The sequence below is a fragment of the Pseudomonas violetae genome, from assembly GCF_023072615.1.
In the GTDB taxonomy this organism is placed as follows: Bacteria; Pseudomonadota; Gammaproteobacteria; order Pseudomonadales; family Pseudomonadaceae; genus Aquipseudomonas; species Aquipseudomonas violetae.
This window is the reverse complement of sequence record NZ_JAKNRW010000006.1, coordinates 54,903-81,397: the sequence shown is the minus strand read 5'-3', so window position 1 is coordinate 81,397 and position 26,495 is coordinate 54,903. Positions and strand designations below refer to the sequence as shown.

Below are 26,495 nucleotides of genomic sequence, written 5' to 3'. Positions count from 1 at the left end.
ATCACTCATCGGCGGGTTTTTATTTCAGCAGCTAACGCTTAGATCGCGCCACGCTGACGCAGCAGATCCAGCACTTGCTTGACGCTTTCTTCCAGCGACAGGGACTGGGTATCGACTACCAGGTCGGCATCCAGCGGCACGTCGTACGGGAAGGATTCACCCGGGATGTTGTCACCTGCCGCGGCGTACAGACCTTGCGGGTCACGTTCGGCGCAGACCGTTGGCGAGGCCTGGACGTAGACCGTCAGCAGGCGCTCCTTGCCGATCAGGTCCTTGGCCTGTTCACGGCCTTCGGCACTCGGTGCGACGAACGCGGCGAGGGTCAGCAGGCCGGCTTCGTTGAACTGACGCGCAACGTGTGCGGCACGGCGCCAGTTCTCGGTGCGTCCGGCGCGATCCTGTGGCAGACCTTTATTCAGGTCGTGACGCAGGTTCTGGCCATCCAGTACGAACACCGCACGGCCCATGTCGAACAACTTACGTTCAACCGCATAGGCCAAGGTGCTTTTGCCTGCGCCCGACAGGCCGCTGAACAACACGGTGGCCGGTTGCTGGCCGAAGCGCTGGGCGCGTTCTTCGGTGGCGACGTGTGCCAGTTTGCCGTGGTGCGTGCTGCTGCCATGGGCCAACGGCTGGGCGATGATCATACCGGCGGCGACCGTGCCATTGGTCAAGCGGTCGATGACGATGAACGAACCGGTGGTGCGGTTGCTCGCGTAACCGTCCAGCGCGATGGCCGCGTCGAGGCTGACCTTGACCCGACCGATCTCGTTCAGTTGCAACGAGCTGGCAGGACCTTCTTCCAGGGTGTTCACGTCAACACGATTGACGATGCTGGTGATCGAACCCGGCACGTAGGTGGTGGCGCGCTTGATGTCGTACTTCTTGCCCGGCAGCATCGGCTCTTCGGCCATCCACACCAGCATGGCGTCGAAGCCGTCGGTCACTTGCGGCAGGTTGTCGGCGTGCACCAGCAAGTCGCCGCGGGAGATGTCGATCTCGTCTTCCATGGTCAGCGTTACCGCCTGGCCAGGACCTGCGTGTTCGAGTTCACCTTCAAAGGTGACGATGGATTTGACGCGGCTGCTCTTGCCCGACGGCAGCACCACGACTTCGTCGCCTTTGTGCACGACGCCGCTGGCCAGAGTGCCGGCAAAACCACGGAAGTTCAGGTTCGGACGGTTGACGTACTGCACCGGGAAACGCAGGTCGGTGTAGTTACGGTCGTTGGCGATTTCGACGGTCTCGAGAATTTCCATCAGCGACTGGCCGGTGTACCACGGCGAGCGCTCGGACTTGTTCACCACGTTGTCGCCCTTGAGCGCCGACATCGGCACGAAAGCCATGGTGGTCGGCTTGAAGGCGATGCCTTCGGCGAACTTCAGGTAATCGGCCTTGATCGACTCGAACACGCTTTCGTCGAAGCCATTGAGGTCCATCTTGTTGATGGCGACCACGATGTGCTTGATGCCCAGCAACGAGGCGATGAAGCTATGGCGACGGGTCTGGGTTTGCACGCCGTAGCGCGCGTCGACCAGGATGATCGCCAGGTCACAGGTGGACGCACCGGTGGCCATGTTGCGGGTGTACTGCTCATGGCCCGGGGTATCGGCGATGATGAATTTGCGTTTGGCGGTGGAGAAATAGCGGTAGGCGACATCGATGGTGATGCCCTGCTCACGCTCGGCCTGCAGGCCGTCGACCAGCAACGCCAGGTCGATGTCTTCGCCGGTGGTGCCGACTTTTTTCGAGTCGCGGGTAATGGCTTCCAGGTGATCTTCGTAGATCATCTTGGAGTCGTGCAGCAGGCGCCCGATCAGGGTGCTCTTGCCGTCATCGACGTTGCCACAGGTCAGGAAGCGCAGCATTTCCTTGCGTTCGTGCTGGCCCAGGTAGGCGAGGATGTCCTCGCTGATCAAATCAGATACGTGCGACATGACAACCCCTTAGAAATAACCCTGACGTTTCTTTTCTTCCATCGAGCCTGCGCCATCGTGGTCGATGACCCGGCCCTGGCGTTCGGAAGTTCGCGTCAGGAGCATTTCCTGAATGATGTCGGTCAGGCTGGTGGCCTCGGACTCGACCGCACCGGTCAGCGGGTAGTCACCCAGTGTACGGAAACGGACTTTTTTCTTGACGATGCGCGCCTTGTCTTCGTCGCTCAGGTGATTGAGCAGGCGTTCGTCGTCGATCATGATCCAGGTGCCGTTCATCTCGATAACGTCGCGCTCGGCGGCGAAATACAGCGGCACGATCGGGATGCCTTCGAGGTAGATGTACTGCCAGATGTCCAGTTCGGTCCAGTTCGACAACGGGAATACACGAATGGATTCGCCCTTGTTGACGTTGCCGTTATAGACGTTCCACAGTTCCGGACGCTGATTTTTCGGGTCCCAGCGATGCTTGGTATCGCGGAAGGAATACACGCGCTCTTTGGCGCGGGATTTCTCTTCGTCGCGACGGGCGCCACCGAAAGCGGCGTCGAAGCCGTACTTGTCGAGGGCCTGTTTCAGACCTTCGGTTTTCATGATGTCGGTGTGTTTGGCACTGCCGTGGGTCAGCGGGTTGATGCCCTGCGCGACGCCATCGGGGTTTACGTGCACCAGCAGGTCCAGGCCGAGTTCTTCGACCATACGGTCGCGGAACGCGTACATTTCCTTGAACTTCCACCGGGTGTCCACGTGCATCACCGGGAACGGCAGTTTGCCCGGGAAGAATGCCTTGCGCGCAAGGTGCAGCATCACGGCGGAATCTTTACCGACGGAGTACAGCATCACCGGGTTATCGAACTCGGCGGCGACCTCACGGATAATGTGGATGCTTTCGGCCTCCAGCTGTTTCAGATGCGTCAGTTTGTCGACCATGGCTACTCACGAAAACGATCTTATGGACGGCCAGCGGGCCGTGTTCGAGCGAGGAATCCTAGCACAGCGACCTCTTCTAATCAGGACGCTGGCTAGATCGAAAGGGTATATGAATATACCGCCCTGTTTGGGCTGTCTCGAACTGTAGGAGCGAGCCTTGCTCGCGAAAAACGCAAGGCTGACGCAGGGTGTCAGGTTGCCAGCGTTATCGTTGACGACCATCGCGAGCACGCTCGCTCCTACAGAAATAGGGTTGCAACTCAGATCGGGTTGGGGCAATCGATGAAGATGTGCTCCAGCGCAAAGCGCCGAGCCAGGTAGTCGCCCAGCGCCTGCACGCCATAACGCTCGGTGGCATGGTGGCCGGCGGCGATGAAGCTGATGTCGTTCTCTCGGGCACTGTGAAAGGTCTGCTCGGAGGCTTCGCCACTGAGGTACAGGTCAACGCCGGCCAACACCGCCTGGTCTATGTAGCCCTGGCCACCGCCGGTACACCAGCCGACACGACGGATCATCTGGCTGCCTTCGATGAGCAATGGCTCGCGACCCATGACTTCCTGCACTCGACGGGCGAAATCCCTGGGTGTCATCGGTTCGCCAAGGGAGCCGACCAGGCCGACGATCTTCAGGTTGTCCGGATCCAGCGGTCCTTCCACGGTGATATCCAACTGGCGGGCAAGTTGGACGTTGTTGCCGACATCCGGGTGCAGGTCCAGTGGCAGGTGATACGCTAACAGGCTGATGTCGTGCTTGAGCAGGGTTTTCAGCCGGCGCTGTTTCATGCCGGTGACGCAGGGGTTCTCGCCCTTCCAGAAATAACCGTGATGCACCAGCACCAGGTCGGCCTGGGCCTCGACAGCCGCGTCCAGCAGCGCCTGGCTGGCTGTGACGCCACTGACGATGCGCATCACCTGCGGGCGACCTTCGACCTGTAAACCGTTGGGGCAATAATCGGCAATTCTGGCGCTGCTGAGGTAACGGTCAGCTTCTTCGACCAGGGTGCTCAAGGCGACGGCCATAAAAGACTCCTAAATATCCCGTTCAGAGGCGCGCGGCCTCGTATAATGCGCGACATTATGGGCGGTCTCATACCGCCTGCAACCTTCCAGGAAGTGCTTAATGCTCAAGGCGCTGCGTTTTTCCGGCTGGCCGCTGTTGGCCGGCGTGCTTATCGCTCTGTTGATCATCCAGCGTTACCCACAATGGGTCGGGCTTCCAAGCCTCGATGTGAACCTGCAGCAAGCCCCACAAACCACCAGCGTGCAGCAAGGTCCAGTGTCCTATGCCGACGCGGTGACCAGGGCCGCACCCTCGGTGGTCAACCTTTACACCACCAAAGTCATCAACAAGCCGAGCCACCCGTTGTTCGAAGACCCACAGTTCCGCCGCTTCTTCGGCGACAACTCGCCTAAGCAGAAACGCATGGAGTCGAGCCTGGGTTCGGGCGTGATCATGAGCCCTGAAGGCTATCTGCTGACCAACAACCACGTCACCAGCGGCGCCGACCAGATTGTCGTGGCCCTGAAGGACGGCCGGGAAACCCTGGCGCGGGTAATTGGCAGTGATCCGGAAACCGATCTCGCGGTACTGAAAATTGACCTGAAAAACCTGCCGTCGATCACTGTTGGACGCTCTGACAATATCCGTATCGGCGACGTGACGCTGGCCATCGGCAACCCCTTCGGTGTGGGCCAGACCGTGACCATGGGCATCATCAGTGCCACTGGCCGTAACCAGCTGGGCCTGAACAACTACGAAGACTTCATTCAGACCGATGCCGCGATCAACCCCGGCAACTCTGGCGGCGCGCTGGTCGATGCCAACGGCAACCTGACCGGGATCAACACGGCGATCTTCTCCAAGTCCGGCGGCTCACAGGGCATCGGCTTCGCCATCCCGGTCAAGCTGGCGATGGAAGTGATGAAATCGATCATCGAACACGGCCAGGTGATTCGCGGCTGGCTCGGCATCGAAGTACAGCCCCTGACCCAGGAGTTGGCGGAATCTTTTGGCTTGTCGGGACGACCAGGCATCGTGGTCGCAGGAATTTTCCGCGATGGCCCGGCGCAGAAAGCCGGCCTGCAACTGGGCGACGTGATTCTCGCGATCGACGGCGAACCGGCAGGCGATGGCCGCCGCTCGATGAATCAGGTCGCGCGGATCAGCCCGACGGACAAGGTGACCATCCAAGTGATGCGCAACGGCAAAGAGCTCAAGCTCACCGCCGAAATCGGCTTGCGTCCACCACCGGCCCCGGTCAAAGAGAAAGAAGAAGAGTAAGCAGCAACACACAAAACCTGTGGGAGCGTGGCTTGCCCGCGAAGAACGATAACGCGGTGTACCTGATACACCGCGGCGTTCCTATCGAGGGCAAGCCACGCTCCCACAGGATCGGGGGATGGATCAGAGGTTGCCGAGGCCTTCGATCAGCGCCTGGTTCTGCTCTGGCGTACCAATGGAGATCCGCAGAAACTGCGCAATCCGCTCCTGCTTGAAGTGCCGGACGATCACGCCTTGCTCACGCAGTTTGGCTGCCAGGCCCGCTGCGTCGTGCTGCGGATGACGGGCGAAAATGAAGTTTGCCGCCGACGGCAGCACTTCAAAGCCCTTCCCCTCCAATTGCGCAACGACCCACTCACGGTGCTCGATGACCAACCGACAGGTCTTGTCGAAGTAGTCGCGATCCTCGAACGCCGCCGCGCCGCCGACATTCGCCAGGCGATCTAGCGGATAGGAGTTGAAGCTGTTTTTGATTCGCTCCAGCGCCTCGATCAAATCCGGGTGCCCCACCGCCAGTCCCACGCGAAGGCCGGCCAACGAGCGGGACTTGGACAAGGTCTGGGTCACCAGCAGGTTCGGATAACGATCCACCAAAGTGATCGCGGTTTCGCCGCCGAAGTCGATGTAGGCCTCATCCACCACAACCACCGAATCCGGGCTGGCCTTAAGGATTTGCTCCACCGCATCCAGAGCCAGCAGGCAACCAGTCGGCGCGTTCGGGTTCGGGAAGATGACTCCGCCGTTCGGCCTGGCGTAGTCCGCGGGGTTGATCTGGAACTGCTCGTCCAGCGGCACAGCATCGTACTGGATGCCGTAGAGCCCGCAGTAGACCGGATAGAAGCTGTAGCTGATATCCGGGAACAGCACTGCTTTGTCGTGTTGCAGCAAACCATGGAAAATGTGCGCCAGGACTTCATCGGAACCGTTGCCGAGGAACACCTGGTTAGCCTGCACTCCGTAGTAACGGGCAACGGCTTGCTTTAGCACATCGCTGTTCGGGTCCGGGTAGAGACGCAAGTTGTCGTTCAATTCGGTTTGCATCGCCGCCAGGGCCTTGGGCGAAGGACCGTACGGGTTTTCATTGGTATTGAGCTTCACCAGCTTGGTCAGCTTGGGCTGCTCGCCGGGCACGTAAGGCACCAGGTCCTTGACGAAGGGGCTCCAGAATTTACTCATGCTCATTCCCCCTTCTGCTGGTCGACGATGCGGTATTCGGCACTGCGTGCGTGGGCGGTCAGCGACTCGCCACGGGCCAGCACGGAGGCAGTTTTGCCCAATTCGGAGGCACCCTGCTCGGAGCAGAAGATGATCGAGGAGCGTTTCTGGAAATCGTACACACCCAGCGGTGATGAAAACCGCGCGGTGCCGGAAGTCGGCAACACGTGATTGGGGCCTGCGCAGTAATCACCCAGGGCCTCGGAGGTGTGACGACCCATGAAGATCGCCCCCGCGTGGCGAATCAGCGGCAGCCAGGCCAGCGGATCGGCCACCGATAGCTCCAGGTGTTCCGGGGCGATGCGGTTGGCCACTTCAATGGCCTGGCTCATGTCCTCGACCAGAATCAAGGCGCCACGGCCATTGATCGAGGTCTGGATGATCTCGGCCCGCTCCATGGTCGGCATCAGTTTGTCGATGCTCGCGGCCACTTTGTCGAGGAACTCGGCGTCGGGGCTTACCAGAATCGACTGGGCGTCTTCGTCGTGCTCGGCCTGGGAAAACAGGTCCATGGCGATCCAGTCCGGATCGGTCTGGCCGTCGCATACCACGAGGATCTCCGAAGGGCCGGCAATCATATCGATGCCGACCTGGCCGAACACGTGGCGCTTGGCAGTGGCGACATAGATGTTGCCAGGGCCGACGACCTTGTCGACCTTCGGCACGCTCTCGGTGCCATAGGCCAGTGCAGCTACGGCCTGGGCGCCGCCGATGGTGAATACCCGGTCGACACCGGCGATGCACGCCGCCGCCAGTACCAGTTCGTTGATCTCACCACGCGGGGTCGGTACCACCATGACCACTTCGGTCACACCCGCCACTTTGGCCGGAATCGCGTTCATCAGTACCGAAGACGGATACGACGCCTTGCCCCCGGGCACGTACAGGCCAGCCCGGTCCAGCGGAGTGACCTTCTGGCCCAGCACGGTGCCGTCGGCCTCGGTGTAGCTCCAGGAGTCCTGTTTCTGCTTCTCGTGGTAGCTGCGCACCCGAGTGGCGGCTTTTTCCAGGGCTTCGCGCTGAGCGATGGTGATGCGCGTGAGCGCCAGTTCCAGGCGCTCGCGCGGCAGGATCAGGTCAGCCATCGAGGCCACTTCCAGGCCGTCGAACTTCTGGGTGAACTCCACCAGAGCGGCGTCGCCACGCTCGCGCACGGCTTTAATGATGTCCAGCACCCGCTGATTGACCGAGTCGTCAGACACACTTTCCCAGCTCAGCAGATGATCCAGATGATGCGCGAAATCCGGGTCAGCAGCGTTGAGTCGGCGAATTGCAGTCGGTGCGGTCATAGCGAGAGCCTCATAGGAATGGCAAAAACTCAGGCACCCGAAGCTAACATTCGATCCGCTTGGGCACCTGAGAATTCTGGCTATGAGGCGGATAGACGGCGCGACTCAAGGTCGCGCAGGTGAATCAGCCGCGGTGTCGAGACTCCACTGCCTTGCGCAGGGTGTCGATCAACGCCTGGATACGGGCGTGCTGCATTTTCATCGAAGCTTTGTTGACGATCAGCCGGGAGCTGATGTCGGCAATGAAATCCTGAGGTTCCAGGCCATTGGCGCGCAGTGTATTGCCGGTGTCGACCACGTCGATGATCTTGTCCGCCAGACCGATCAGCGGCGCCAGTTCCATCGAGCCGTAGAGCTTGATGATGTCGACCTGACGGCCCTGTTCAGCGTAATAGCGCTTGGCAACGTTGACGAACTTGGTGGCCACGCGCAGACGGCCCTTGGGCTCGACATCACCGACACGGCCAGCAGTCATCAGCTTGCACAGTGCAATTCGCAGGTCCAAGGGCTCGTACAGACCCTGGCCGCCGTATTCCATCAGCACATCTTTACCGGCGACGCCCAGGTCAGCAGCACCATGCTCGACGTAAGTCGGCACATCGGTGGCGCGCACGATCAGCAGACGTACGTCGGACTGGGTCGTGGGGATGATCAGCTTGCGGCTCTTGTCCGGATTCTCGGTCGGCACGATGCCCGCTTCAGCCAGAAGCGGCAGGGTGTCGTCAAGAATGCGGCCCTTGGACAGTGCAATGGTCAACATGGGAAACGTCAGTCCTTAATCAAGGTACTCATGCCCGGTCGCAATCGGCGCCAGACATACATCGAGGCATTCTCAATAATGAAAAGACCGCCTCGATTTGAAACAAATCAGCCAACAGCAAACTGTCGCGAGGGAGCTTGCTCCCTCGCGACAATTGCAGCAGGAACTAGCCCGGTACGCGGCGGATCTTGGCGCCGAGCATCTGCAGTTTTTCTTCGATGCACTCGTAACCACGGTCTATGTGGTAGATGCGGTCGATCAGGGTGTCACCTTCAGCGATCAGCGCGGAGATCACCAGGCTGGCAGAGGCGCGCAGATCGGTGGCCATGACTGGCGCGCCCTTGAGCTTCTCGGTACCGGTAACGATGGCAGTGTTGCCTTCGACCTGGATCTTGGCGCCCATGCGGTGCAACTCGTAGACGTGCATGAAGCGGTTTTCGAAGATCGTCTCAATCACCGCACCGGTGCCTTCGGCAATGGCGTTGAGCGAGATGAACTGTGCCTGCATGTCGGTCGGGAACGCCGGGTATGGAGCGGTGCGCACGTTCACGGCTTTAGGCCGCTTGCCGTGCATGTTCAGCTCGATCCAATCTTCGCCACAGGTGATTTCCGCGCCCGCTTCCTTGAGTTTCTCAAGAACCGCTTCGAGGATAGTCGGATCGGTGTCCTTGACCTTCACACGACCGCCGGTCACGGCAGCAGCAACCAGGTAGGTACCGGTTTCGATCCGGTCCGGCATCACTTTATAGGTGGCCGGGTGCAGGCGGTCGACGCCATCGATGGTGATGGTGTCGGTGCCAGCGCCGGAAATCTTGGCGCCCATGGCGATCAGGAAATTCGCCAGGTCGATGACTTCAGGTTCGCGAGCGGCGTTTTGCAAGACGCTGCGACCCTTGGCCAGGGCGGCGGCCATCATGATGTTCTCGGTACCGGTCACGCTGACGGTGTCGAAGAAGAAGTGCGCGCCGCGCAGGCCACCTTCAGGCGCCTTGGCCTTGATGTAACCACCTTCAACGTCGATCACCGCGCCCATGGCTTCGAGACCACGGATGTGCAGGTCAACCGGACGCGAGCCGATGGCGCAACCGCCAGGCAGCGCAACTTCGGCTTCGCCGAAACGGGCAACCATCGGGCCCAGCACCAGGATCGACGCACGCATGGTCTTCACCAACTCGTACGGGGCGACCAAGGTCTTGATGGTGCGCGGGTCGATTTCGACGCTGAGCTTCTCGTCGATCACCGGCTCGATGCCCATGCGGCCGAACAGCTCGATCATGGTGGTGATGTCGTGCAGATGCGGCAGGTTGGCAACGGTAACCGGACCATCGCACAGCAGCGTTGCGGCCAGGATCGGCAGGGCAGAGTTCTTTGCCCCGGAGATGCGGATTTCGCCATCAAGACGAACGCCACCAGTAATAATCAGTTTATCCATAAGAATCTCGACGCCCTTGGGCTCAGGTGCGCTCGGCCCAGGCCGCGCTGCTGAAAAATTTCATAGTGACCGCATGGATGCTGCCATCGGTGATCCATGGGTTCAAATGGGCATAGACCTGCTGCTGACGCTTCACCGGGCTCAACGCCGCCAGTTCATCGCTAATCAGGTTCAGCTGGAAATTGCAGCCTTCGCCTTCAACTTCCACCTTCGTGTTTGGCAGCTTTCCCTCAAGGAAGCTCTTCACTTCTACGGCCTGCATGCTCAACCTCAATCGGCGCCTAGTGCGCGCGGGTCGGACATCATACAAAAAAGCCCCGCGCCTGCGAACCCCGCTTAGCAGGACTCTGACGGGGGGCTTACTTGTAGATGCGGTTAGGGATGCGCCAATAGCTCGGTCAGTTCACTGACCTGAGCGATTTCGCGCATATCTTCAGGCATTGCGCGGATGCTCAGGGCCTTGCCGGCTGCCTGGGCATCACGCATGAAGCACAGCAGCAGCGACAAGCCGACACTGCTGGACTTCACCACCTGTGAACAGTCAACCACCAGAGCCGCAGCCTTGCTGGCCTTGATCAGCGCCTGGCCCTGCTTGCGCAGATCCGGGCCGCTGCGGTAATCCAGCGTACCACTGAGGTGCAGTTCGCCGGATTCATTCATCTGGACGGCCGACTCACTCATTGGGTTTTCTTCTCGGCTGCTTGCTCGGTGGTTTCCTTGGCCTTGGCGACTTCGCCGGCCCAGTTGTCGATCACCGTGTCGAGATTGTTGCCGTTACGCTGCATCGAGTCCTGGAACTGATCGCGGAACAGCTTGCCGATGTTGATGCCGTTGATGATGACGTTGCGTACTTTCCACTCGCCGCTGATTTTCTCCAGCGTATAGGACACAGGGTAGATCGAACCGCTACTGCCCTTGACCTGCATGTCAACGCTGGTCCGGTTGCCGCTTTCGTCCTTGGCAGGCGAAACAATGATGCCCTGGTTGTTGTATTCGAGCAGGGCATTGCCGTAGAACTGCATCAGGCTACGCTTGAAGTTTTCCTGGAAGCGCTGCATCTGCTCTGGTGAAGCCTTGCGCGAATACTTGACGGTCATGATGCTGCGGGAAATACCCTCGGCATCGACCACGGGCCCGACAATGCCGTTCAGGGCGTTGTAGAACTCGTTAGGGTCCTGTTTGTACTTTGCCTTGTTGGCAGCCAGATCGGCCAGCAACCGGGTGGTGGTGTCCTGTACCAGATCGTGCGCCGACGGCGCCGCCACGGCGCTAGCCATCAGCGGCACTGCCGCGAGTAATACCAACAGGCCACGTCGCAAGATAGAGATCATTCAAAAACTCCTCATTTGGCTTCTTTGCTAACGGTGTTGAGCAGGAACTTACCGATCAGGTCCTCGAGCACCAGCGACGACTGCGTATCGTGGATGATCCCGCCATCCTTGAGCAGCGCTTCTTCACCGCCAACGCTGATGCCGATGTACTTCTCGCCCAACAGCCCAGCCGTCAGGATAGAGGCAGTGGAGTCCGTCGGCAGGTTATCGACGCTCTTATCCAGCTGCATGGTCACCCGGCCGGTGAAACTGTCGCGGTCCAGATCGATCGCAGTGACCTTGCCGATGGTCACACCGGCCATGGTCACTTTAGCTCTGACCGTCAAACCAGCGATATTGTCAAAATACGCATAAAGTTTATAAGTATCGGTTGTTGCGCTCGGGGACAGGCCACTGACCCGCAACGCAAGCAACAGCAAAGCCAGGATGCCAGCCAGCAAGAAAAGGCCGACACCGATTTCCAGGGTGCGGTTTTGCATCAGAAATCTCCAAACATCAAGGCGGTCAGAATAAAGTCCAGGCCGAGTACCGCCAACGAGGCGTATACGACGGTCTTGGTAGTGGCACGACTGATTCCCTCGGAAGTGGGCTCGCAGTCATAGCCTTGGAATACGGCAATCCAGGTCACGACAAAGGCGAAGACGACACTCTTGATGATGCCGTTGAGCACATCCTCAGAGAACGTCACGCTGTTCTGCATGTTCGACCAGTAGGAACCCTCATAGACTCCCAGCCAGTCGACGGCCACCCATGAACCGCCCCAGATACCCACCACGCTGAAGATCATCGCCAGCACCGGCAGGGATATGAAGCCGGCCCACAGGCGCGGGGCAATGATGTACTTGAGCGGGTCGACACCAATCATTTCCAGGCTGGACAGCTGTTCGGTCGACTTCATGTTGCCGATCTCGGCCGTCAGTGCAGAGCCTGCGCGCCCGGCAAATAGCAAGGCGGTGACCACCGGCCCCAGTTCCCGCAGCAGTGTCAGCGCAACCATCTGCCCGACCGCTTGCTCCGAGCCGTAACTGGACAGGATATTGAACCCCTGCAGCGCCAGCACCATGCCGATGAATACCCCGGAGACCACGATGATCACCAGGGACATCACGCCCACCGAATGCAGTTGCCGAATCAGCAGGCTGAAGCCGCCACCGATGCCACCGCGGCCGAGCAAGGCATGAAACAGGAACAACGTCGCGCGCCCGAACACCGCGACGGCATCGATCGCCGCCTCGCCGAACCGGCGTACTCGTTCTATCAGTGAAATCTTGCGCATCAACGCTTCCCCAGAAGATCTGCGCGGTAATCCGTCGCTGGAAAGTGGTATGCGACCGGGCCGTCAGGTTCGCCCGTCATGAACTGGCGGATACGCGGATCGTCCGAATTCATCAGCTCGTCAGGCGTGCCCTGCCCCAGAACCTGCCCCTCACCCACCACATAGATGTAGTCGGCGATGCTCGCGGTCTCTGCCAGGTCGTGGGACACCACGATACTGGTGATACCCAGGGCGTCGTTGAGCAGGCGGATCAGGCGCACCAGCACGCCCATGGCGATCGGGTCCTGCCCGACAAAGGGCTCGTCGTACATGAGGATCTGCGGATCAAGGGCAATGGCCCGCGCAAGCGCGACACGCCGCTTCATACCACCGGACAGTTCGTCGGGCATCAGGTCGATCGCGCCACGCAAGCCTACGGCCTGCAACTTGAGCAGGACGATGTCCCGGATCATCTCCTCCGGAAGCTGGGTATGAATACGCAGTGGAAACGCGACGTTCTCGAACACATCGAGGTCGGTAAACAGCGCGCCGCTCTGAAACAGCACGCCCATATGCTTGCGTGCATCGAACAGATCGCTGCGAGACAGTTTCGGCAGGTTCTGGCCGTTTACCCAGACTTCGCCGGCACTCGGCCGCAACTGTGCGCCCATCAGGCGCAACAGCGTGGTCTTGCCGCACCCTGAAGGCCCCATGATGCCGGTGACCTTGCCCCGCGGGATACGGATATCAACGTTATTGAAAATGCTGCGCGCACCGCGCTTGAAGGTCAGTCCCTTCAGCTCGACCGCGTAGGTGTTATCGGCACTCATCTAAACTCCTTGCGATGCAGCCTCACACTCGGACGTCTGGCTTTCTGGCCAAAGCACATTCCTCCTGGACAGGCCGAACTGGCGGCGAACTATATCACTGCAAGCGCTTGGCGCCCAAGGCTAAAGCCGGGCAATGTTCAGCTGCATGACAGGTCAAAAGACTCACACCGAGGGGATTAGGTCACAGGGAATGACAAAGCACGACGAACTAGCGTGAGGGTTTCGATCATAACCGCTATAATCGCCGCCTTTTCATCAGGCTATACGATTTCCGACATGAGCCAATCCAGCGACCTTATTCAATCGGCACAACGCACCATCCGTCTCGAACTGGAAGCCGTACAAGGCTTGCTTCCACGCATCGACGCAGATTTCGTACGCGCGTGCGAGATGATTCTGGCCAGCAAGGGCCGCGTGGTCGTGGTCGGCATGGGAAAATCGGGACATATTGGTACCAAGATCGCCGCAACCCTGGCCAGCACCGGGACTACAGCGTTTTTCGTCCACCCGGCAGAAGCCAGCCACGGCGATATGGGCATGATTACCCGGGACGACATTATCCTGGCCCTGTCCAACTCCGGCTCGACCACTGAAATCGTGACCCTGCTACCGCTGATCAAGCGCCTGGGCATCCAGTTGATCAGCATGACCGGCAGCCCTGACTCGACACTGGCCAAGGCCGCCGAAGTCAATCTTAACGTGCAAGTCGAGCATGAAGCCTGCCCGCTGAACCTGGCACCCACCTCTTCCACCACTGCGGCATTGGTCATGGGCGACGCGCTGGCCGTTGCGCTGCTGGAAGCTCGGGGCTTCACGGCGGAAGATTTCGCTTTTTCCCACCCGGGTGGCGCACTTGGCCGCCGCCTGCTGCTGAAAGTCGAGAATGTCATGCATGCCGGGGACGCCCTGCCTCAGGTTCAGCGCGGCACCCTGCTCAAGGACGCGTTGATGGAAATGACTCGCAAGGGCCTGGGCATGACCGCGATACTGGAAGCCGACGGTAAACTCGCCGGGATCTTCACCGACGGTGACTTGCGCCGCACCCTGGACCGCGCCATCGACATCCATCACGCCACCATCGACCAGGTCATGACCCTTCACGGCAAGACGGCACGGGCCGAGATGCTCGCCGCCGAAGCCCTGAAGATCATGGAAGACAACCGAATCAACGCCCTGGTAGTCGTGGACAATGAGGATCGCCCGATCGGCGCCTTCAACCTCTCCGACCTGCTGCGCGCAGGAGTCATGTAATGAGCAACGATCTGCTGCAACGTGGCAAGAACATCAAGTTGGCAATCTTTGACGTCGACGGAGTCCTCACCGATGGGCGCCTTTACTTCCTTGAGGACGGCAGTGAATTCAAGACGTTCAACACCCTCGACGGCCAGGGCATCAAGATGTTGATGGCCGCTGGCGTCCAGACCGCTATCATCAGCGGTCGCAAGACCCCGGTGGTCGAACGCCGGGCAAAAAACCTCGGCATCCCCCATCTGTACCAAGGTCGCGAAGACAAACTGGTGGTGCTGGACGAACTTCTTGGCCAACTCGGCCTAAGCTATGATCAAGTTGCCTACCTCGGCGACGACTTGCCCGACCTGCCGGTGATCCGCCGCGTCGGCCTGGGCATGGCGGTGGCCAACGCGGCCAGCTTCGTGCGTGAACATGCCGACGGCGTCACCCAAGCCCGCGGAGGCGAAGGTGCTGCTCGTGAGTTCTGCGAATTGATCCTGCGCGCCCAGGGCCGCCTCGATGCGGCGAACGCCGCGTACCTGTGAGCCAACTATGCTGAGCAAAAAGTTTCGCAACATATTGCTGTTTGGTTGCATCGCCGCGATTTTCGCTGCGGTCGGCTACTGGAACATCAGCCCCGAACGCTTTCTCGACAAGCCGACCGTGGCCGTCGACGAGACGGCGATCGACTATTACGCATTGAATGCCCACAGCGTGCAGTACCTGCCGGATGGCAAGTTGCAGTATGAGATGACGTCAGACAAGGTCGAACACCTCAAAGCCACTGAAGTCACGCTACTGACCAATCCGGACCTGAACATGTTTCGCGGCACCGAGTTCCCCTGGCATGTACAGAGCGAACGCGGTGAAGTAAATCCGGATGGTACGGAGGTGGAACTGATCGACTCGGTGCGCATCACACGTTTCGACGAGAAAAACCGCAAGACGCTGATCACCACCACCCGCATGACCGTGTTCCCGAAGCAGCAATATGCGCAGACGGAGCAACCCGTTAGAATCGACGGTGCCGGTGGCGTGTCGACTGGTACGGGAATGAAAGCGTATTTGAAAGAAAGCAGGATACACCTGCTATCGAACGTAAGAGGACAGTATGAGGCTCGTTAAAACCCTCCCTATTTTGCTCAGCCTGGGCGCAGCACTGGGAAGCGTGAGCGCCTGGGCTCTGCCGAACGATCAAGAGCAGCCTATCCGTATTCAGGCCGACGACGCCCAACTGGACGACAAGAACGGCATCGCCACCTATAAAGGCGACGTCATCATCACCCAGGGTTCGATGAAGGTAACCGGTAACACCGTGACCATCACCCGCACCCCGGCAGGCGACATCGACGTGGTGACCTCCGTGGGCAACCTGGCTTACTTCGAGCAACTGCAGACCCAGGGCGACGCCAAGCCTGTCCAGGGCTACGGGGTCACGATCCAGTATCACGCCGCGCAAAACCGCGTAGTGCTGATCGATCGCGCCAAGGTCATCGACAAGGACAACAACGTCACCCAGGGCGAGAAAATCGTCTACGACACCGTGAAGAAGCTGGCAAGCGCCGGTCGCGCCACCGGCAACAAGGTGACCGAGTCGCGTCCGCGGATCGACATGGTGATCCAGCCTAAAAAGAAAACCGACGAGCAGAAGGCCCAGTAATGGCAACTCTGAAAGCTCAGCATCTGGCCAAGAGCTACAAGAGCCGCCAGGTCGTGCGCGACGTCAGCCTGTCCATCGACAGCGGTCAGATCGTCGGGCTTCTCGGCCCCAACGGCGCCGGCAAGACCACCTGCTTCTACATGATCGTCGGCCTCGTGCAGGCTGATCAGGGCCGCGTACTGATCGACGACCTGGACGTCAGCCACCAACCCATGCACGGTCGTGCCAAGGCTGGTATCGGCTATCTCCCGCAAGAAGCGTCGATCTTCCGTAAATTGTCGGTGGCCGACAACATCATGGCCATCCTCGAGACCCGCAAGGAACTCGACAAGGCCGGTCGCCGCAAAGAGCTGGAAAGCCTGCTGCAGGAATTTCACATCAGCCACATCCGCGACAACCTCGGCATGAGCTTGTCGGGCGGCGAGCGGCGCCGTGTGGAGATCGCCCGGGCACTGGCCACCAACCCGAAGTTCATTCTGCTCGATGAACCTTTCGCCGGCGTGGACCCGATCTCGGTGGGCGATATCAAGCAGATCATCCATCACCTGAAGGCCAAGGGCATTGGCGTGCTCATCACCGACCACAACGTCCGTGAAACCCTGGACATCTGCGAGACCGCTTACATAGTCAACGATGGCCAGCTGATTGCCGAGGGCGACTCCGCCACCATCCTGGCCAACGACCTGGTCAAGGAAGTGTATCTGGGCCATGAGTTCCGCCTGTAAGCGCTGAGGTGCCTGGGCAGTCGCCGGAGCGCTTGTCACTCTGAAAAAATCAATACTTTTTTATTGTTACAGCGCTCTAGGCAAACGTTGCAATATCGGGCATATAATTTGCTTAAGTTTGGCGCTTCGGCGCCCTGTAGTGGATGGCGCATGCGCGCCGGCGAATAAGGTTTAAGCCCCTGCCATGAAACCATCGCTAGTCTTGAGAATGGGCCAGCAGCTGACGATGACACCGCAGCTGCAACAGGCCATCCGCCTGCTCCAATTGTCGACCCTGGACCTGCAACAGGAAATCCAGGAGGCGCTGGAGTCCAACCCGATGCTCGAACGCCAGGAAGACGGCGACGACTTCGATAATGCCGATCCCTTGGCCGACAAAGCCGAGCAGCCCCCCAACGCGGACGTTTCAGAGCCCTCCTATCAGGAGACCGCACCAACGGTAGACAACCTCGAGGAAGGCGACTGGAACGAGCGCATCCCTAACGAGCTGCCGGTCGATACCGCATGGGAAGACGTCTACCAGACCAGCGCCAGCAGCTTGCCAAGCAACGATGATGACGAGTGGGACTTCACCACCCGCACGTCGGCCGGCGAAAGCCTGCAAAGCCACCTGCTGTGGCAACTGAACCTCGCCCCGATGTCCGACACTGACCGCCTGATCGCTGTCACCCTGATCGATTGCATCAACAATCAGGGCTACCTGGACGAAACCCTCGAGGAAATACTCGAAGCCTTCGACCCGGAGCTGGATATCGAGCTGGATGAAATCGAAGCCGTCCTGCATCGCATCCAGCAATTCGAACCGGCCGGTATCGCTGCCCGCAACCTTGGCGAATGCCTGTTGCTGCAATTACGCCAGCTGCCCGCCAAGACCCTGTGGCTCGCTGAAGCCAAGCGGCTGGTCACGGACTACATCGACCTGCTGGGCAGCCGCGACTACAGCCAACTGATGCGTCGCATGAAGCTCAAGGAAGATGAGCTGCGCCAGGTCATCGAACTGGTCCAGAGCCTGAACCCTCGGCCCGGCTCGCAGATCGAGTCGAGCGAGGCCGAATACGTGGTTCCGGACGTGATCGTGCGCAAGGACAACGAGCGCTGGCTGGTGGAACTCAACCAGGAGTCGGTGCCCAAGTTGCGGGTCAACGCCCAATACGCAGGTTTTGTTCGCCGTGCTGACACCAGTGCCGACAACACCTTCATGCGCAATCAGTTGCAGGAAGCCCGCTGGTTCATCAAGAGCCTGCAGAGCCGCAACGAAACCTTGATGAAAGTGGCCACCCAGATCGTCGAGCATCAACGCGGTTTTCTAGAGTACGGCGACGAAGCGATGAAGCCGCTGGTACTGCATGACATTGCTGAAGCGGTCGGCATGCACGAATCGACGATTTCGCGGGTTACCACGCAGAAATTCATGCATACCCCACGCGGTATCTATGAACTGAAATACTTTTTCTCCAGTCACGTCAGCACCTCGGAAGGCGGAGAATGCTCGTCCACGGCGATCCGCGCGATCATCAAAAAACTGGTTGCTGCGGAAAATCAGAAAAAGCCGTTGAGTGACAGCAAGATCGCTGGTTTACTGGAGGCACAAGGCATTCAGGTGGCTCGCCGCACCGTCGCCAAGTACCGCGAATCCCTTGGGATCGCGCCTTCGAGCGAACGCAAGCGGTTGATGTAGAGCCACGCCACAGCGTTCCAGTGGTAGATCATCGGATCTACCGCTTTATGCACTGGCAACGAAGGAGAAGCTGTATGCAAGTCAACATCAGTGGACACCAACTGGAAGTGACCGAACCCCTGCGCACCTACATCGGTGAAAAACTCGACCGATTGGAAAGGCATTTCGACAAGATAACCAACGTGCAAGTCACGATGAACGTCGAGAAGCTGCTGCAGAAAATCGAAGCCACGCTGCATATCCCCGGCGGAGAAGTGGTCGCCAATGCCGAGCATACGGACATGTATGCCGCCATCGACCTGCTGACCGACAAGCTGGATCGCCAACTCAAAAAGCATAAGGAAAAGACCCAGAGCCTCCTCCAGGGCGCAACCGGTCGTTAACACTCCCAACCCATGATCCGACTTGAAAAAATCCTGACCCCCGGCCGTTCCCTCGTGAACGTGTCGGGCGGCAGTAAAAAGAAAGCCCTCGAACAAATTGCCAACCTAATCCATCGCGAAGTGCCGGATATGGAGATGCAAGATGTCTTTGAGGCCCTGATCGCCCGTGAAAAACTCGGCTCGACCGGTTTTGGCAACGGCATCGCCATCCCTCACTGTCGCCTCAAGGGCTGTACCTCTCCCGTCAGCGCCCTGATGCATCTCGACGCGCCCATCGATTTCGACGCCATCGACGGCGCCCCGGTTGACCTGCTGTTCGTGCTGCTGGTCCCGGAAGCCGCCACCGATGCGCACCTGGAGCTCTTGCGCCAGATCGCAAGCATGCTTGATCGCAAGGAAGTTCGCGAAAAATTGCGCAGCGCCCCGAGCAATGAAGCCTTGTACCAGGTTGTCCTGGACGAGCAGAACGGTCATTAATCATGCGCTTGATCATTGTCAGCGGCCGTTCCGGCTCAGGTAAAAGTACCGCGCTCGATGTCCTTGAAGACAGCGGGTACTACTGCATCGACAATTTACCTGCCGGGCTATTGCCCGAACTGGCCGAACGAGCACTGATCCACACCGAATTGGCGCAACCGCTGGTGGCCGTGTCGATTGACGCGCGCAACCTGCCGAGCCACCTGTCACGTTTTCCGGAACTGCTGGAAGAAGTCCGCAGCCGCCACATCAAGTGTGACGTGCTGTATCTGGACGCCGACGAGGAAACCCTGCTCAAGCGTTTCTCCGAAACCCGTCGCCGCCATCCGCTGAGCAATGCCAATCGTTCCTTGGCCGAGGCGATTCAGGACGAGTCCAATCTGCTCGGTCCGATTGCCGACCTGGCCGACCTCAAGGTCAACACCACCAACCTGAACCTGTACCAACTGCGCGATACCATCAAGCTGCGGTTGTTAAACCAGCCAGAGCCTGGCACCGCGTTCCTGGTGGAGTCTTTCGGCTTCAAGCGTGGCATGCCGGTGGATGCCGACCTGGTGTTCGACGTGCGCTGCCTGCCCAACCCTTACTGGAAACCGGAATTGCGCGAGCAATCCGGGCTCGATCAACCGGTAGCCGACTACCTGGCCGCGCAACCGGACGTCGAGGAGATGTTCCAGGACATCTCCTCGTACCTGCTCAAATGGCTACCACGCTTCGCTGCCAGCAACCGTGCATATGTCACCATTGCTATTGGCTGCACTGGCGGGCATCACCGCTCCGTCTACCTGACCGAACGTCTGGGCCAGGTCCTGCAACAAACCCTGAAGAACGTCCAGGTCCGCCACCGCGACCTCAGCTAAAGGATTCACATCGCGATGCCTGCTCTGGAAATCGAAATCATCAATAAGCTGGGCCTGCATGCTCGCGCTTCAGCAAAATTTGTCGGGGTCGCTGGCCAATTCAAGAATTGCACTATCAGGGTAGGACGCACGCCGGAAACCACGGTGGACGGCAAGAGCATCATGGCAATGATGATGCTCGCGGCCGGCAAGGGCACCAAAATCCACTTGAACACGGAAGGCGAGCAAGCGGGCGAAGCGCTGGATGCACTGGCGAGGTTGATCAATAATTACTTCGACGAAGGCGAGTAGAACGTCAAGCCAACGCCGTATCCATCACCATCATCAAACAAAACCCGATCAGCAGCCCCAGGCTCGCCAGCTTGTCGTGGCCATGACGCCGCGACTCGGGAATCACTTCGTGCGTCACTACAAGCAACATGGCCCCGGCCGCCAGTGCCAGCCCAAGCGGCAACAACAGTTCAGCCAGGCTCACCAGCCACGCACACAGTAATGCAAACACCGGCTCGACCAACCCTGACGCCGCACCGATCAGAAATGCCCTGACCCTCGACATGCCCGCCCCCGCCAACACCAGCGCAATCACCAGCCCTTCCGGCACATCTTGCAACGCAATCCCCATCGCCAGGCTATCGGCATCGGCCATCCCACCCCCGGCTGACACACCGACCGCCATGCCTTCAGGAATGTTGTGGGCGATGATGGCAAACACAAACAGCCAGATTCGCGGCGGGATCACTGGCCGCTCCCGCCTGCCTACCAGCATTTCCGGACTGGCACCGGACACCTTGCGGTCCACCAGATACAGCCCGAAAGCACCAAGCATGATGCCAAAGCTGATCAGGCCACTGGCGGCCCAAGGCGTGAGCCCGAGGCTTTCGGCGGCTGAAATGCCTGGCACGATCAGCGAAAACGCTGTCGCCGCCAACATCACACCGGCGCCGAAACCCAGCAGCGTATCGCTGACGGCCTGGGGCATCCGCCGAATCACCAACACCGGCAATGCGCCCAGGGCAGTACCCAGTGCGCAGATCGCCCCGCCCTGCAGTGCGCGCAGCAGTTTCGGCTCAAGATCCAGCCACACCAACCCCTGGGCGACCAGCATGGACATCCCCACCAGCAAGAACAGCGATCCCAATGCGTAACGAAACATCCGCCCACTTCCGATCGCCAGCGTTTCAGTGCGCATATTCAGCCTTGGTGGTTTTTCATTGAAGATTCAACCCAAGGCCGCTTTGTAGCGCGCCGCGACTTCGGGCCAATTGATCACGTTGTAGAACGCTTTGATGTATTCCGGGCGACGGTTCTGGTAATGCAGGTAGTAAGCATGCTCCCAGACATCCAGGCCGAGGATAGGCGTGGTGTCATTCATCAGCGGACTGTCCTGATTGCCGCTACTTTCCACGACCAGGGTCTTTTGCGGGGTAACACTCAGCCACGCCCAGCCACTGCCGAAACGGGTAAGCGCAGCCTTGGTAAAGGCCTCCTTGAAACTCTCGAGCCCACCCAGTTGCTCGTCGATCGCGTTGGCGAGCGCGCCGTCGGGTGCGCCGCCACCATGAGGGGCCATGACTTCCCAGAACAGCGAATGATTGGCATGGCCACCACCTTGGTTGATGACGGCGGCACGCAGTTTTTCTGGCAACTGCTGGACGGCTGACAACAGCTTCTCTACAGGCCATTCAGCGAATTCGGTGCCCTCGACGGCGGCATTCAGGTTATTGATGTAGGTCTGGTGGTGCTTGGTGTAGTGGATCTCCATGGTCTTGGCATCAATGTGCGGTTCCAGGGCATCGTAGGCGTAAGGCAGGGCAGGCAAGGTAAAAGCCATGTTCAATGAACTCCATGATGAAGAGGCGCAGGCCGGTTGGCAGTTGAAACGGCTTCGATGTGCAGCAACCGGTGGGTACGTGGGTACTCACCGTACTCGCCGATAAAATTCAGCAACTCGACATAGGTCTTGCTGGACTGGTGCAGTGCCGCTTCGCGCAAGGGTGGCGACAGTCGCGTGTCCTGCATGGTCTGCAGCAACCGCTGGTGTATGGCGCAAAGATACTCGGCGCTTTCCTCCGGCTCGTTCAGCCACAGGTGCAGGTCCGCCAGGTTGTGATGAGAGATGACGCAGGCCGCCACCGCTTCGTCAGCATCCGCCCAGCGCTCGAACAACACCTGGGCCAGCGCCAATGCCTGTAAGTAAGCTTCGCGTGCATCGACCAGTTCGCCCTGCATGAAACAGCGATTTGCTCTTTCGATCGTGCGTTTCCAGTGCTCCATGGTGAGCCTCCAAAACGGTAGCGGTGATTACACGCCGCCTGCGGTGAGCTTCACCGGGTCGAGCAAAAGCTCAAGCTGACTGCGCGTCAGGTCAGTGTGCTCAAGGGCGACATCGATAACCGGGCGGCCTTGCTGATAGGCCTTCTTGGCGATTTCAGCGGCTTTCTGGTAGCCGATGATCGGGTTCAGGGCGGTGACCAGGATCGGGTTACGCGACAGTGTTTCCTTGAGCCTGGCTTCGTTGACCTTGAAGCTGGCAATAGCTTTTTCGCCCAGCAGATGGCTGGAGTTGGCCAGCAACTCGATGCTGCTCAGCAGGTTCTGGGCGATAATCGGCAGCATCACGTTGAGCTCGAAATTACCCGACTGACCGGCGATGGTGATCACCGTGTCGTTGCCAATCACCTGCGCGGCTACCATGGCGGTAGCCTCAGGGATGACCGGGTTGACCTTGCCGGGCATGATCGATGAGCCCGGTTGCAGCGCCTCGAGCTCGATTTCACCAAGGCCGGCCAAGGGACCGGAGTTCATCCAGCGCAAATCGTTGGCGATCTTCATCAAGGTAACGGCAGTGGCTTTCAACTGGCCAGAGACACTGACCGCCGTATCTTGCGAGCCAATAAGCGCAAACAGGTCTTTGCCCTGCGTGAACTCCACCAGAGTCAATTTGCTCAACTGCTCGCTGAAACGTGCCGCGAATTCGGGATGGGCGTTGACCCCGGTGCCCACAGCCGTACCGCCTTGAGCCAGGGATTGCAGGCTCGGCAGTAAATCGTGCAGGTGCCCGATGTTGGCCTTGAGTTGCTGCGCCCAGCCGTTGAGCACCTGGCTCATGCGTACCGGCATGGCATCCATCAGGTGCGTGCGACCAGTCTTAACATAGGGATGAACCTCTTCGGCCTTGCGCTCGATCACTTGCACCAAAAGCGTCAACGCCGGCAGTAACTGCTCATGCAGCGCAAGGGATGCGCTGACATGGAGGGTGGTCGGAATAATGTCATTGCTGCTCTGACTGCAGTTGACGTGGTCGTTGGGATCGACCAGCTCACCGAGCAGGCGGCTGGCCAAGGTGGCTAGCACTTCGTTGGCGTTCATGTTGGAACTGGTGCCGGAACCGGTCTGGAAAATATCCACCGGGAAGTGGTGCATGAAGTTGCCTTCGAGCAGACCTTGCGCAGCATCGACAATGGCTTTGCCCTGCGACTCGCTGATCTGCTTGAGCTCGACGTTGGCACGGGCCGCTGCAGCTTTGGCAAGGATCAGTGCACGGATGAACTGCACCGGCATCGGTTTACCGCTGATCGGGAAGTTGTCCACTGCACGCTGGGTTTGCGCACCGTACAGGGCGTCTACCGGGACGTTCAATTCGCCCATGCTGTCGCGCTCAATACGTGTCTTGTTCATCAGAAAATCCTTGCACCAGTTCGTTTAGAGGAATGGATGACTGTAACTCGCATGTCGCCAGCTGCCAGGTGTAGCTTTGCCAGCGCTTTAGGCGGCATTTGCACAAGCAGAGGCGCTCCAGGTCACGCAGCGGGCGCCAGGCCTGGTCGAGACACAGACTGCGCCAATGCCACGGCAGTGCGACGTCGGCGGCGGTATCGAGCAGTAAACGAAAAGAGGTCTCGGCGATGGTCCAGGGAGAAGTCGCCGTGCAACACGCCAGGTACCGGCCTTCAGCCAGGTAATGCTCGATCAGACGCGGCTCGTCAGGGTCCATTGCGCAACGGATCTGGCGACTCATCCAACGCCAGCTTTCTTGATAGGGCTGCTCGTGCAAGGCAGAACTCATGATCCAGGCTCATTCGCCAATGAGATTTATTATTATATGATAATGAGAACCAAAACAACCCCGAATATAGACACAAACCCACACACAGAAGGCTTTTGTATGGCCCAGAAAAAAGGCACGCCATCCGATTGGGTGGCGCGCCTTTTGTGTTGCAGCAAGTATTAGCTGCCTGCTACGGTCATCCGCTCGATCAACACCGAACCCGTGCGAATATTACTGCGCAGCTCCAGGTCATTACCCACCGCTACGATCTGCTTGAACATGTCGCGCATGTTACCGGCGATGGTCACTTCCTGGACCGCAAACTGGATTTCGCCGTTCTCGACCCAGTAGCCCGCGGCACCACGGGAGTAGTCGCCAGTGACCATGTTCAGGCCCTGCCCCATCAACTCGGTAACAAGCAGGCCACGGCCCATGCGGCGTAACAAGGCCGCCTGGTCTTCGTCGCCATGGGTGACGAACAGGTTGTGCACGCCGCCGGAGTTGGCGGTGCTCGGCATCCCGAGCTTGCGACCGGAGTAGGTGCCAAGGATGTAGGACACCAGCTCACCCTTCTCGACGAACGGCTTGGCATAGGTCGCAAGGCCATCGCCGTCGAACGCCGAACTGCCCATGGCGCGCATCAGGTGTGGACGCTCGTCGATGGTCAGCCACTCTGGAAACAGCTGCTGCCCCAAGGTGCCTTCAAGAAATGAAGATTTACGATACAGGCTGCCACCGGAAATCGCCGAAAGGAAACTGCCGAACAAGCCACCGGCGAGCTCGGCGGAGAACAGTACCGGCACGTCACAGGTCGGCACCGGACGCGCACCCAGTCGGCTGGCAGCCCGCTGCGCGGCACGTTGGCCGATGCTCACCGGATCGGCCAGCAGACTGCCTTGGCGGTTAACGTCGTACCAATAATCGCGCTGCATCTGACCATCGGCCTCAGCGATCATCACGCAGCTCAGGCTGTGCCGGGTCGACGCATAACCGCCGATGAACCCATGGCTGTTGCCATAGACGCGGCAGCCCTGATGCGTACTGAGGGTGGTGCCGTCGGCATTCTTGATGCGGCTGTCGGCAGCAAACGCTGCCGCTTCACAGTTCAGGGCCATTTCGATGGCCTGCTCCGGGGTAATGTCCCACTGGTGGAACAGATCGAAATCCTTTAAATCCTTGGCCATCAGCGCGGCATCTGCCAGACCCGAGGCTTCATCTTCGGAAGTGTGCTTGGCAATGGCCAGTGCGGCAGCCACGGTTTCACGAATTGCCTCGGGCCCACTGGCCGAAGTACTGGCAGAGCCTTTGCGCTGACCGACGTACAAGGTGATACCAAAGCCCTGGTCGCGGTTGAATTCGACGGTCTCGACCTCACGCTGACGCACCGAGGTCGACAGGCCCTGCTCCAGGGACACAGCCACTTCACAGGCACTGGCGCCCTGGCGCTTGGCTTCAGCAATGATCTGCTCGACTTGTTCCTGCAGTGCCGGCAACGCTTGCGGGCCGACGCTTTCAACTGCACTCATGCTGTTCTCCACTCAAATTCTGCTTTCGGCGAGGGTCATCGAGCGACCGGGCCGGACAAGCGGCCCCCGACTGGTTATCATGGCGGCGTTTCTTTGCGGACGGCCACCATGGTTGATTCTTACGACGACTCCCTCGATACGGGAGAAAAAAGCAAATCCCAGGTCAAACGCGAGCTGCACGCTCTGGTTGACCTTGGCGAGCGCCTTACAACACTCAAGCCTGACTTGCTGGCAAAACTGCCGTTGACCGACGCCATGCGCCGGGCACTGGCCGATGCGCCCAAGCACACCGCGAATATCGCGCGTAAACGGCACCTGATGTTCATCGGCAAACTGATGCGCGACCAGGACACTGACGCCATTCTCGTTTTGCTCGATCAACTCGATGCCTCCACGCGGCAGTACAACGAACGTTTCCATGGCCTGGAACGCTGGCGCGATCGCTTGATCGCGGGCGACGATGCAGTCCTGGAGAAGTTCGTGCTCGACTACCCGGAAGCTGATCGCCAGCAATTGCGCTCCCTGATCCGTCAGGCCCAGCACGAATTGGCGACCAACAAGCCGCCGGCATCGAGCCGTAAAATCTTCAAGTACATCCGTGAGCTGGACGAGACTCAACGCGGTTTGCGTTAAGTAGCGTCCAAAACTCCTG

The 26,495-nt window shown here is 59.4% G+C and carries 31 protein-coding genes; 12 read left to right on the top strand and 19 right to left on the bottom strand.

Annotated features, from left to right (window positions below; genetic code table 11):
• Positions 1–38 precede the first annotated feature (38 nt).
• From cysN to L9059_RS10615, 3 genes are all read right to left on the bottom strand, one after another.
• Positions 39–1,937 carry a sulfate adenylyltransferase subunit CysN gene (cysN, locus tag L9059_RS10625; RefSeq protein ID WP_247290679.1) on the bottom strand — a complete coding sequence of 633 codons (1,899 nt, stop codon included), beginning with the start codon at positions 1,935–1,937 and terminating at the stop codon, positions 39–41.
• A gap of 9 nt (positions 1,938–1,946) precedes the next feature.
• Positions 1,947–2,864 (bottom strand): sulfate adenylyltransferase subunit CysD, encoded by a 918-nt coding sequence (gene cysD, locus L9059_RS10620; RefSeq protein WP_010463281.1) that lies wholly within the window; start codon positions 2,862–2,864, stop codon positions 1,947–1,949.
• 260 nt (positions 2,865–3,124) lie between these two features.
• The gene (locus L9059_RS10615) at positions 3,125–3,883 is read right to left on the bottom strand and encodes a Nif3-like dinuclear metal center hexameric protein (protein WP_247290678.1); all 759 of its coding nucleotides are present in this window, start codon (positions 3,881–3,883) and stop codon (positions 3,125–3,127) included.
• A gap of 100 nt (positions 3,884–3,983) precedes the next feature.
• Here L9059_RS10615 and algW point away from each other — a divergent pair, with 100 nt between their 5' ends.
• On the top strand, positions 3,984–5,144 hold the full coding sequence (gene algW / locus L9059_RS10610; RefSeq protein WP_247290677.1) for a Do family serine endopeptidase AlgW: 1,161 nt from the start codon (positions 3,984–3,986) through the stop codon (positions 5,142–5,144).
• 123 nt (positions 5,145–5,267) lie between these two features.
• Here algW and hisC read toward each other — a convergent pair whose 3' ends face one another.
• The 10 genes from hisC to L9059_RS10560 all read right to left on the bottom strand — a co-directional run bounded on the left by hisC (position 5,268) and on the right by L9059_RS10560 (position 13,256).
• Positions 5,268–6,320: a histidinol-phosphate transaminase gene (hisC, locus tag L9059_RS10605; protein WP_247290676.1), complete on the bottom strand. Its 1,053-nt coding sequence runs from the start codon at positions 6,318–6,320 to the stop codon at positions 5,268–5,270.
• 2 nt (positions 6,321–6,322) lie between these two features.
• Positions 6,323–7,648: a histidinol dehydrogenase gene (hisD, locus tag L9059_RS10600; protein WP_247290675.1), complete on the bottom strand. Its 1,326-nt coding sequence runs from the start codon at positions 7,646–7,648 to the stop codon at positions 6,323–6,325.
• Between the two features lie 124 nt (positions 7,649–7,772).
• Positions 7,773–8,408, bottom strand: a complete 636-nt coding sequence (hisG, locus tag L9059_RS10595) for an ATP phosphoribosyltransferase (protein WP_247290674.1) — start codon at positions 8,406–8,408, stop codon at positions 7,773–7,775.
• Positions 8,409–8,574: 166 nt separating this feature from the next.
• Complete coding sequence (gene murA, locus L9059_RS10590) at positions 8,575–9,840, bottom strand: UDP-N-acetylglucosamine 1-carboxyvinyltransferase (protein ID WP_247290673.1); 1,266 nt, start codon at positions 9,838–9,840, stop codon at positions 8,575–8,577.
• Positions 9,841–9,862: 22 nt separating this feature from the next.
• Positions 9,863–10,102: a BolA family protein gene (locus L9059_RS10585; RefSeq protein ID WP_247290671.1), complete on the bottom strand. Its 240-nt coding sequence runs from the start codon at positions 10,100–10,102 to the stop codon at positions 9,863–9,865.
• A gap of 113 nt (positions 10,103–10,215) precedes the next feature.
• Entirely contained in the window at positions 10,216–10,521 is a 306-nt protein-coding gene (locus L9059_RS10580; RefSeq protein ID WP_247290670.1) for an STAS domain-containing protein, read from the bottom strand.
• Positions 10,518–11,171, bottom strand: a complete 654-nt coding sequence (locus tag L9059_RS10575) for an MlaC/ttg2D family ABC transporter substrate-binding protein (RefSeq protein ID WP_247290669.1) — start codon at positions 11,169–11,171, stop codon at positions 10,518–10,520. The genes L9059_RS10580 and L9059_RS10575 overlap by 4 nt, the downstream gene beginning before the upstream one ends.
• An 11-nt stretch (positions 11,172–11,182) precedes the next feature.
• Positions 11,183–11,650 (bottom strand): outer membrane lipid asymmetry maintenance protein MlaD, encoded by a 468-nt coding sequence (gene mlaD / locus L9059_RS10570; protein WP_247290668.1) that lies wholly within the window; start codon positions 11,648–11,650, stop codon positions 11,183–11,185.
• Positions 11,650–12,447, bottom strand: coding sequence for a lipid asymmetry maintenance ABC transporter permease subunit MlaE (mlaE, locus tag L9059_RS10565; protein WP_247290667.1), 798 nt, complete (start codon positions 12,445–12,447; stop codon positions 11,650–11,652). Before mlaE ends, mlaD begins: the two co-directional genes overlap by 1 nt.
• The gene (locus tag L9059_RS10560; protein ID WP_247290666.1) at positions 12,447–13,256 is read right to left on the bottom strand and encodes an ATP-binding cassette domain-containing protein; all 810 of its coding nucleotides are present in this window, start codon (positions 13,254–13,256) and stop codon (positions 12,447–12,449) included. Before L9059_RS10560 ends, mlaE begins: the two co-directional genes overlap by 1 nt.
• Before the next feature lie 276 nt (positions 13,257–13,532).
• Between L9059_RS10560 and L9059_RS10555 the strand changes: the two genes are divergently transcribed.
• From L9059_RS10555 to L9059_RS10510, 10 genes are all read left to right on the top strand, one after another.
• Positions 13,533–14,507 carry a KpsF/GutQ family sugar-phosphate isomerase gene (locus L9059_RS10555; RefSeq protein WP_247290665.1) on the top strand — a complete coding sequence of 325 codons (975 nt, stop codon included), beginning with the start codon at positions 13,533–13,535 and terminating at the stop codon, positions 14,505–14,507.
• The gene (locus tag L9059_RS10550; protein ID WP_247290664.1) at positions 14,507–15,031 is read left to right on the top strand and encodes a KdsC family phosphatase; all 525 of its coding nucleotides are present in this window, start codon (positions 14,507–14,509) and stop codon (positions 15,029–15,031) included. Before L9059_RS10555 ends, L9059_RS10550 begins: the two co-directional genes overlap by 1 nt.
• A 7-nt stretch (positions 15,032–15,038) precedes the next feature.
• The gene (lptC, locus tag L9059_RS10545) at positions 15,039–15,611 is read left to right on the top strand and encodes an LPS export ABC transporter periplasmic protein LptC (protein ID WP_247290663.1); all 573 of its coding nucleotides are present in this window, start codon (positions 15,039–15,041) and stop codon (positions 15,609–15,611) included.
• On the top strand, positions 15,598–16,146 hold the full coding sequence (gene lptA / locus L9059_RS10540; RefSeq protein WP_247290662.1) for a lipopolysaccharide transport periplasmic protein LptA: 549 nt from the start codon (positions 15,598–15,600) through the stop codon (positions 16,144–16,146). Before lptC ends, lptA begins: the two co-directional genes overlap by 14 nt.
• Complete coding sequence (lptB, locus tag L9059_RS10535; protein WP_045061453.1) at positions 16,146–16,871, top strand: LPS export ABC transporter ATP-binding protein; 726 nt, start codon at positions 16,146–16,148, stop codon at positions 16,869–16,871. Before lptA ends, lptB begins: the two co-directional genes overlap by 1 nt.
• Positions 16,872–17,055: 184 nt before the next feature.
• Complete coding sequence (locus tag L9059_RS10530) at positions 17,056–18,549, top strand: RNA polymerase factor sigma-54 (protein WP_247290660.1); 1,494 nt, start codon at positions 17,056–17,058, stop codon at positions 18,547–18,549.
• Positions 18,550–18,623: 74 nt separating this feature from the next.
• Positions 18,624–18,932, top strand: a complete 309-nt coding sequence (gene hpf / locus L9059_RS10525; RefSeq protein WP_003178005.1) for a ribosome hibernation-promoting factor, HPF/YfiA family — start codon at positions 18,624–18,626, stop codon at positions 18,930–18,932.
• Between the two features lie 12 nt (positions 18,933–18,944).
• The gene (gene ptsN, locus L9059_RS10520; protein ID WP_247290657.1) at positions 18,945–19,409 is read left to right on the top strand and encodes a PTS IIA-like nitrogen regulatory protein PtsN; all 465 of its coding nucleotides are present in this window, start codon (positions 18,945–18,947) and stop codon (positions 19,407–19,409) included.
• A gap of 2 nt (positions 19,410–19,411) precedes the next feature.
• Positions 19,412–20,269 carry an RNase adapter RapZ gene (rapZ, locus tag L9059_RS10515; protein WP_247290655.1) on the top strand — a complete coding sequence of 286 codons (858 nt, stop codon included), beginning with the start codon at positions 19,412–19,414 and terminating at the stop codon, positions 20,267–20,269.
• Positions 20,270–20,284: 15 nt separating this feature from the next.
• Positions 20,285–20,560, top strand: coding sequence for an HPr family phosphocarrier protein (locus tag L9059_RS10510; RefSeq protein ID WP_247290653.1), 276 nt, complete (start codon positions 20,285–20,287; stop codon positions 20,558–20,560).
• 4 nt (positions 20,561–20,564) lie between these two features.
• On the opposite strand, the gene L9059_RS10505 is transcribed toward L9059_RS10510, so the two are convergent.
• The 6 genes from L9059_RS10505 to pmbA all read right to left on the bottom strand — a co-directional run bounded on the left by L9059_RS10505 (position 20,565) and on the right by pmbA (position 25,843).
• A complete protein-coding gene (locus tag L9059_RS10505; RefSeq protein ID WP_247290652.1) occupies positions 20,565–21,458 on the bottom strand; it encodes a ZIP family metal transporter in 894 nt (297 codons plus the stop codon).
• A gap of 30 nt (positions 21,459–21,488) precedes the next feature.
• Entirely contained in the window at positions 21,489–22,100 is a 612-nt protein-coding gene (locus L9059_RS10500) for a superoxide dismutase (RefSeq protein WP_247290651.1), read from the bottom strand.
• Between the two features lie 2 nt (positions 22,101–22,102).
• Complete coding sequence (locus L9059_RS10495) at positions 22,103–22,543, bottom strand: DUF2753 domain-containing protein (protein ID WP_247290650.1); 441 nt, start codon at positions 22,541–22,543, stop codon at positions 22,103–22,105.
• 27 nt (positions 22,544–22,570) lie between these two features.
• Positions 22,571–23,947 carry a class II fumarate hydratase gene (locus L9059_RS10490; protein ID WP_247290649.1) on the bottom strand — a complete coding sequence of 459 codons (1,377 nt, stop codon included), beginning with the start codon at positions 23,945–23,947 and terminating at the stop codon, positions 22,571–22,573.
• Positions 23,928–24,335, bottom strand: coding sequence for a FagA protein (locus L9059_RS10485; RefSeq protein WP_247290648.1), 408 nt, complete (start codon positions 24,333–24,335; stop codon positions 23,928–23,930). Before L9059_RS10485 ends, L9059_RS10490 begins: the two co-directional genes overlap by 20 nt.
• A 161-nt stretch (positions 24,336–24,496) precedes the next feature.
• Complete coding sequence (gene pmbA, locus L9059_RS10480; protein WP_247290647.1) at positions 24,497–25,843, bottom strand: metalloprotease PmbA; 1,347 nt, start codon at positions 25,841–25,843, stop codon at positions 24,497–24,499.
• Positions 25,844–25,951: 108 nt separating this feature from the next.
• On the opposite strand from pmbA, the gene yjgA reads away from it, so the two are divergent.
• Entirely contained in the window at positions 25,952–26,476 is a 525-nt protein-coding gene (gene yjgA / locus L9059_RS10475) for a ribosome biogenesis factor YjgA (protein ID WP_045061465.1), read from the top strand.
• Positions 26,477–26,495: the final 19 nt, after the last annotated feature.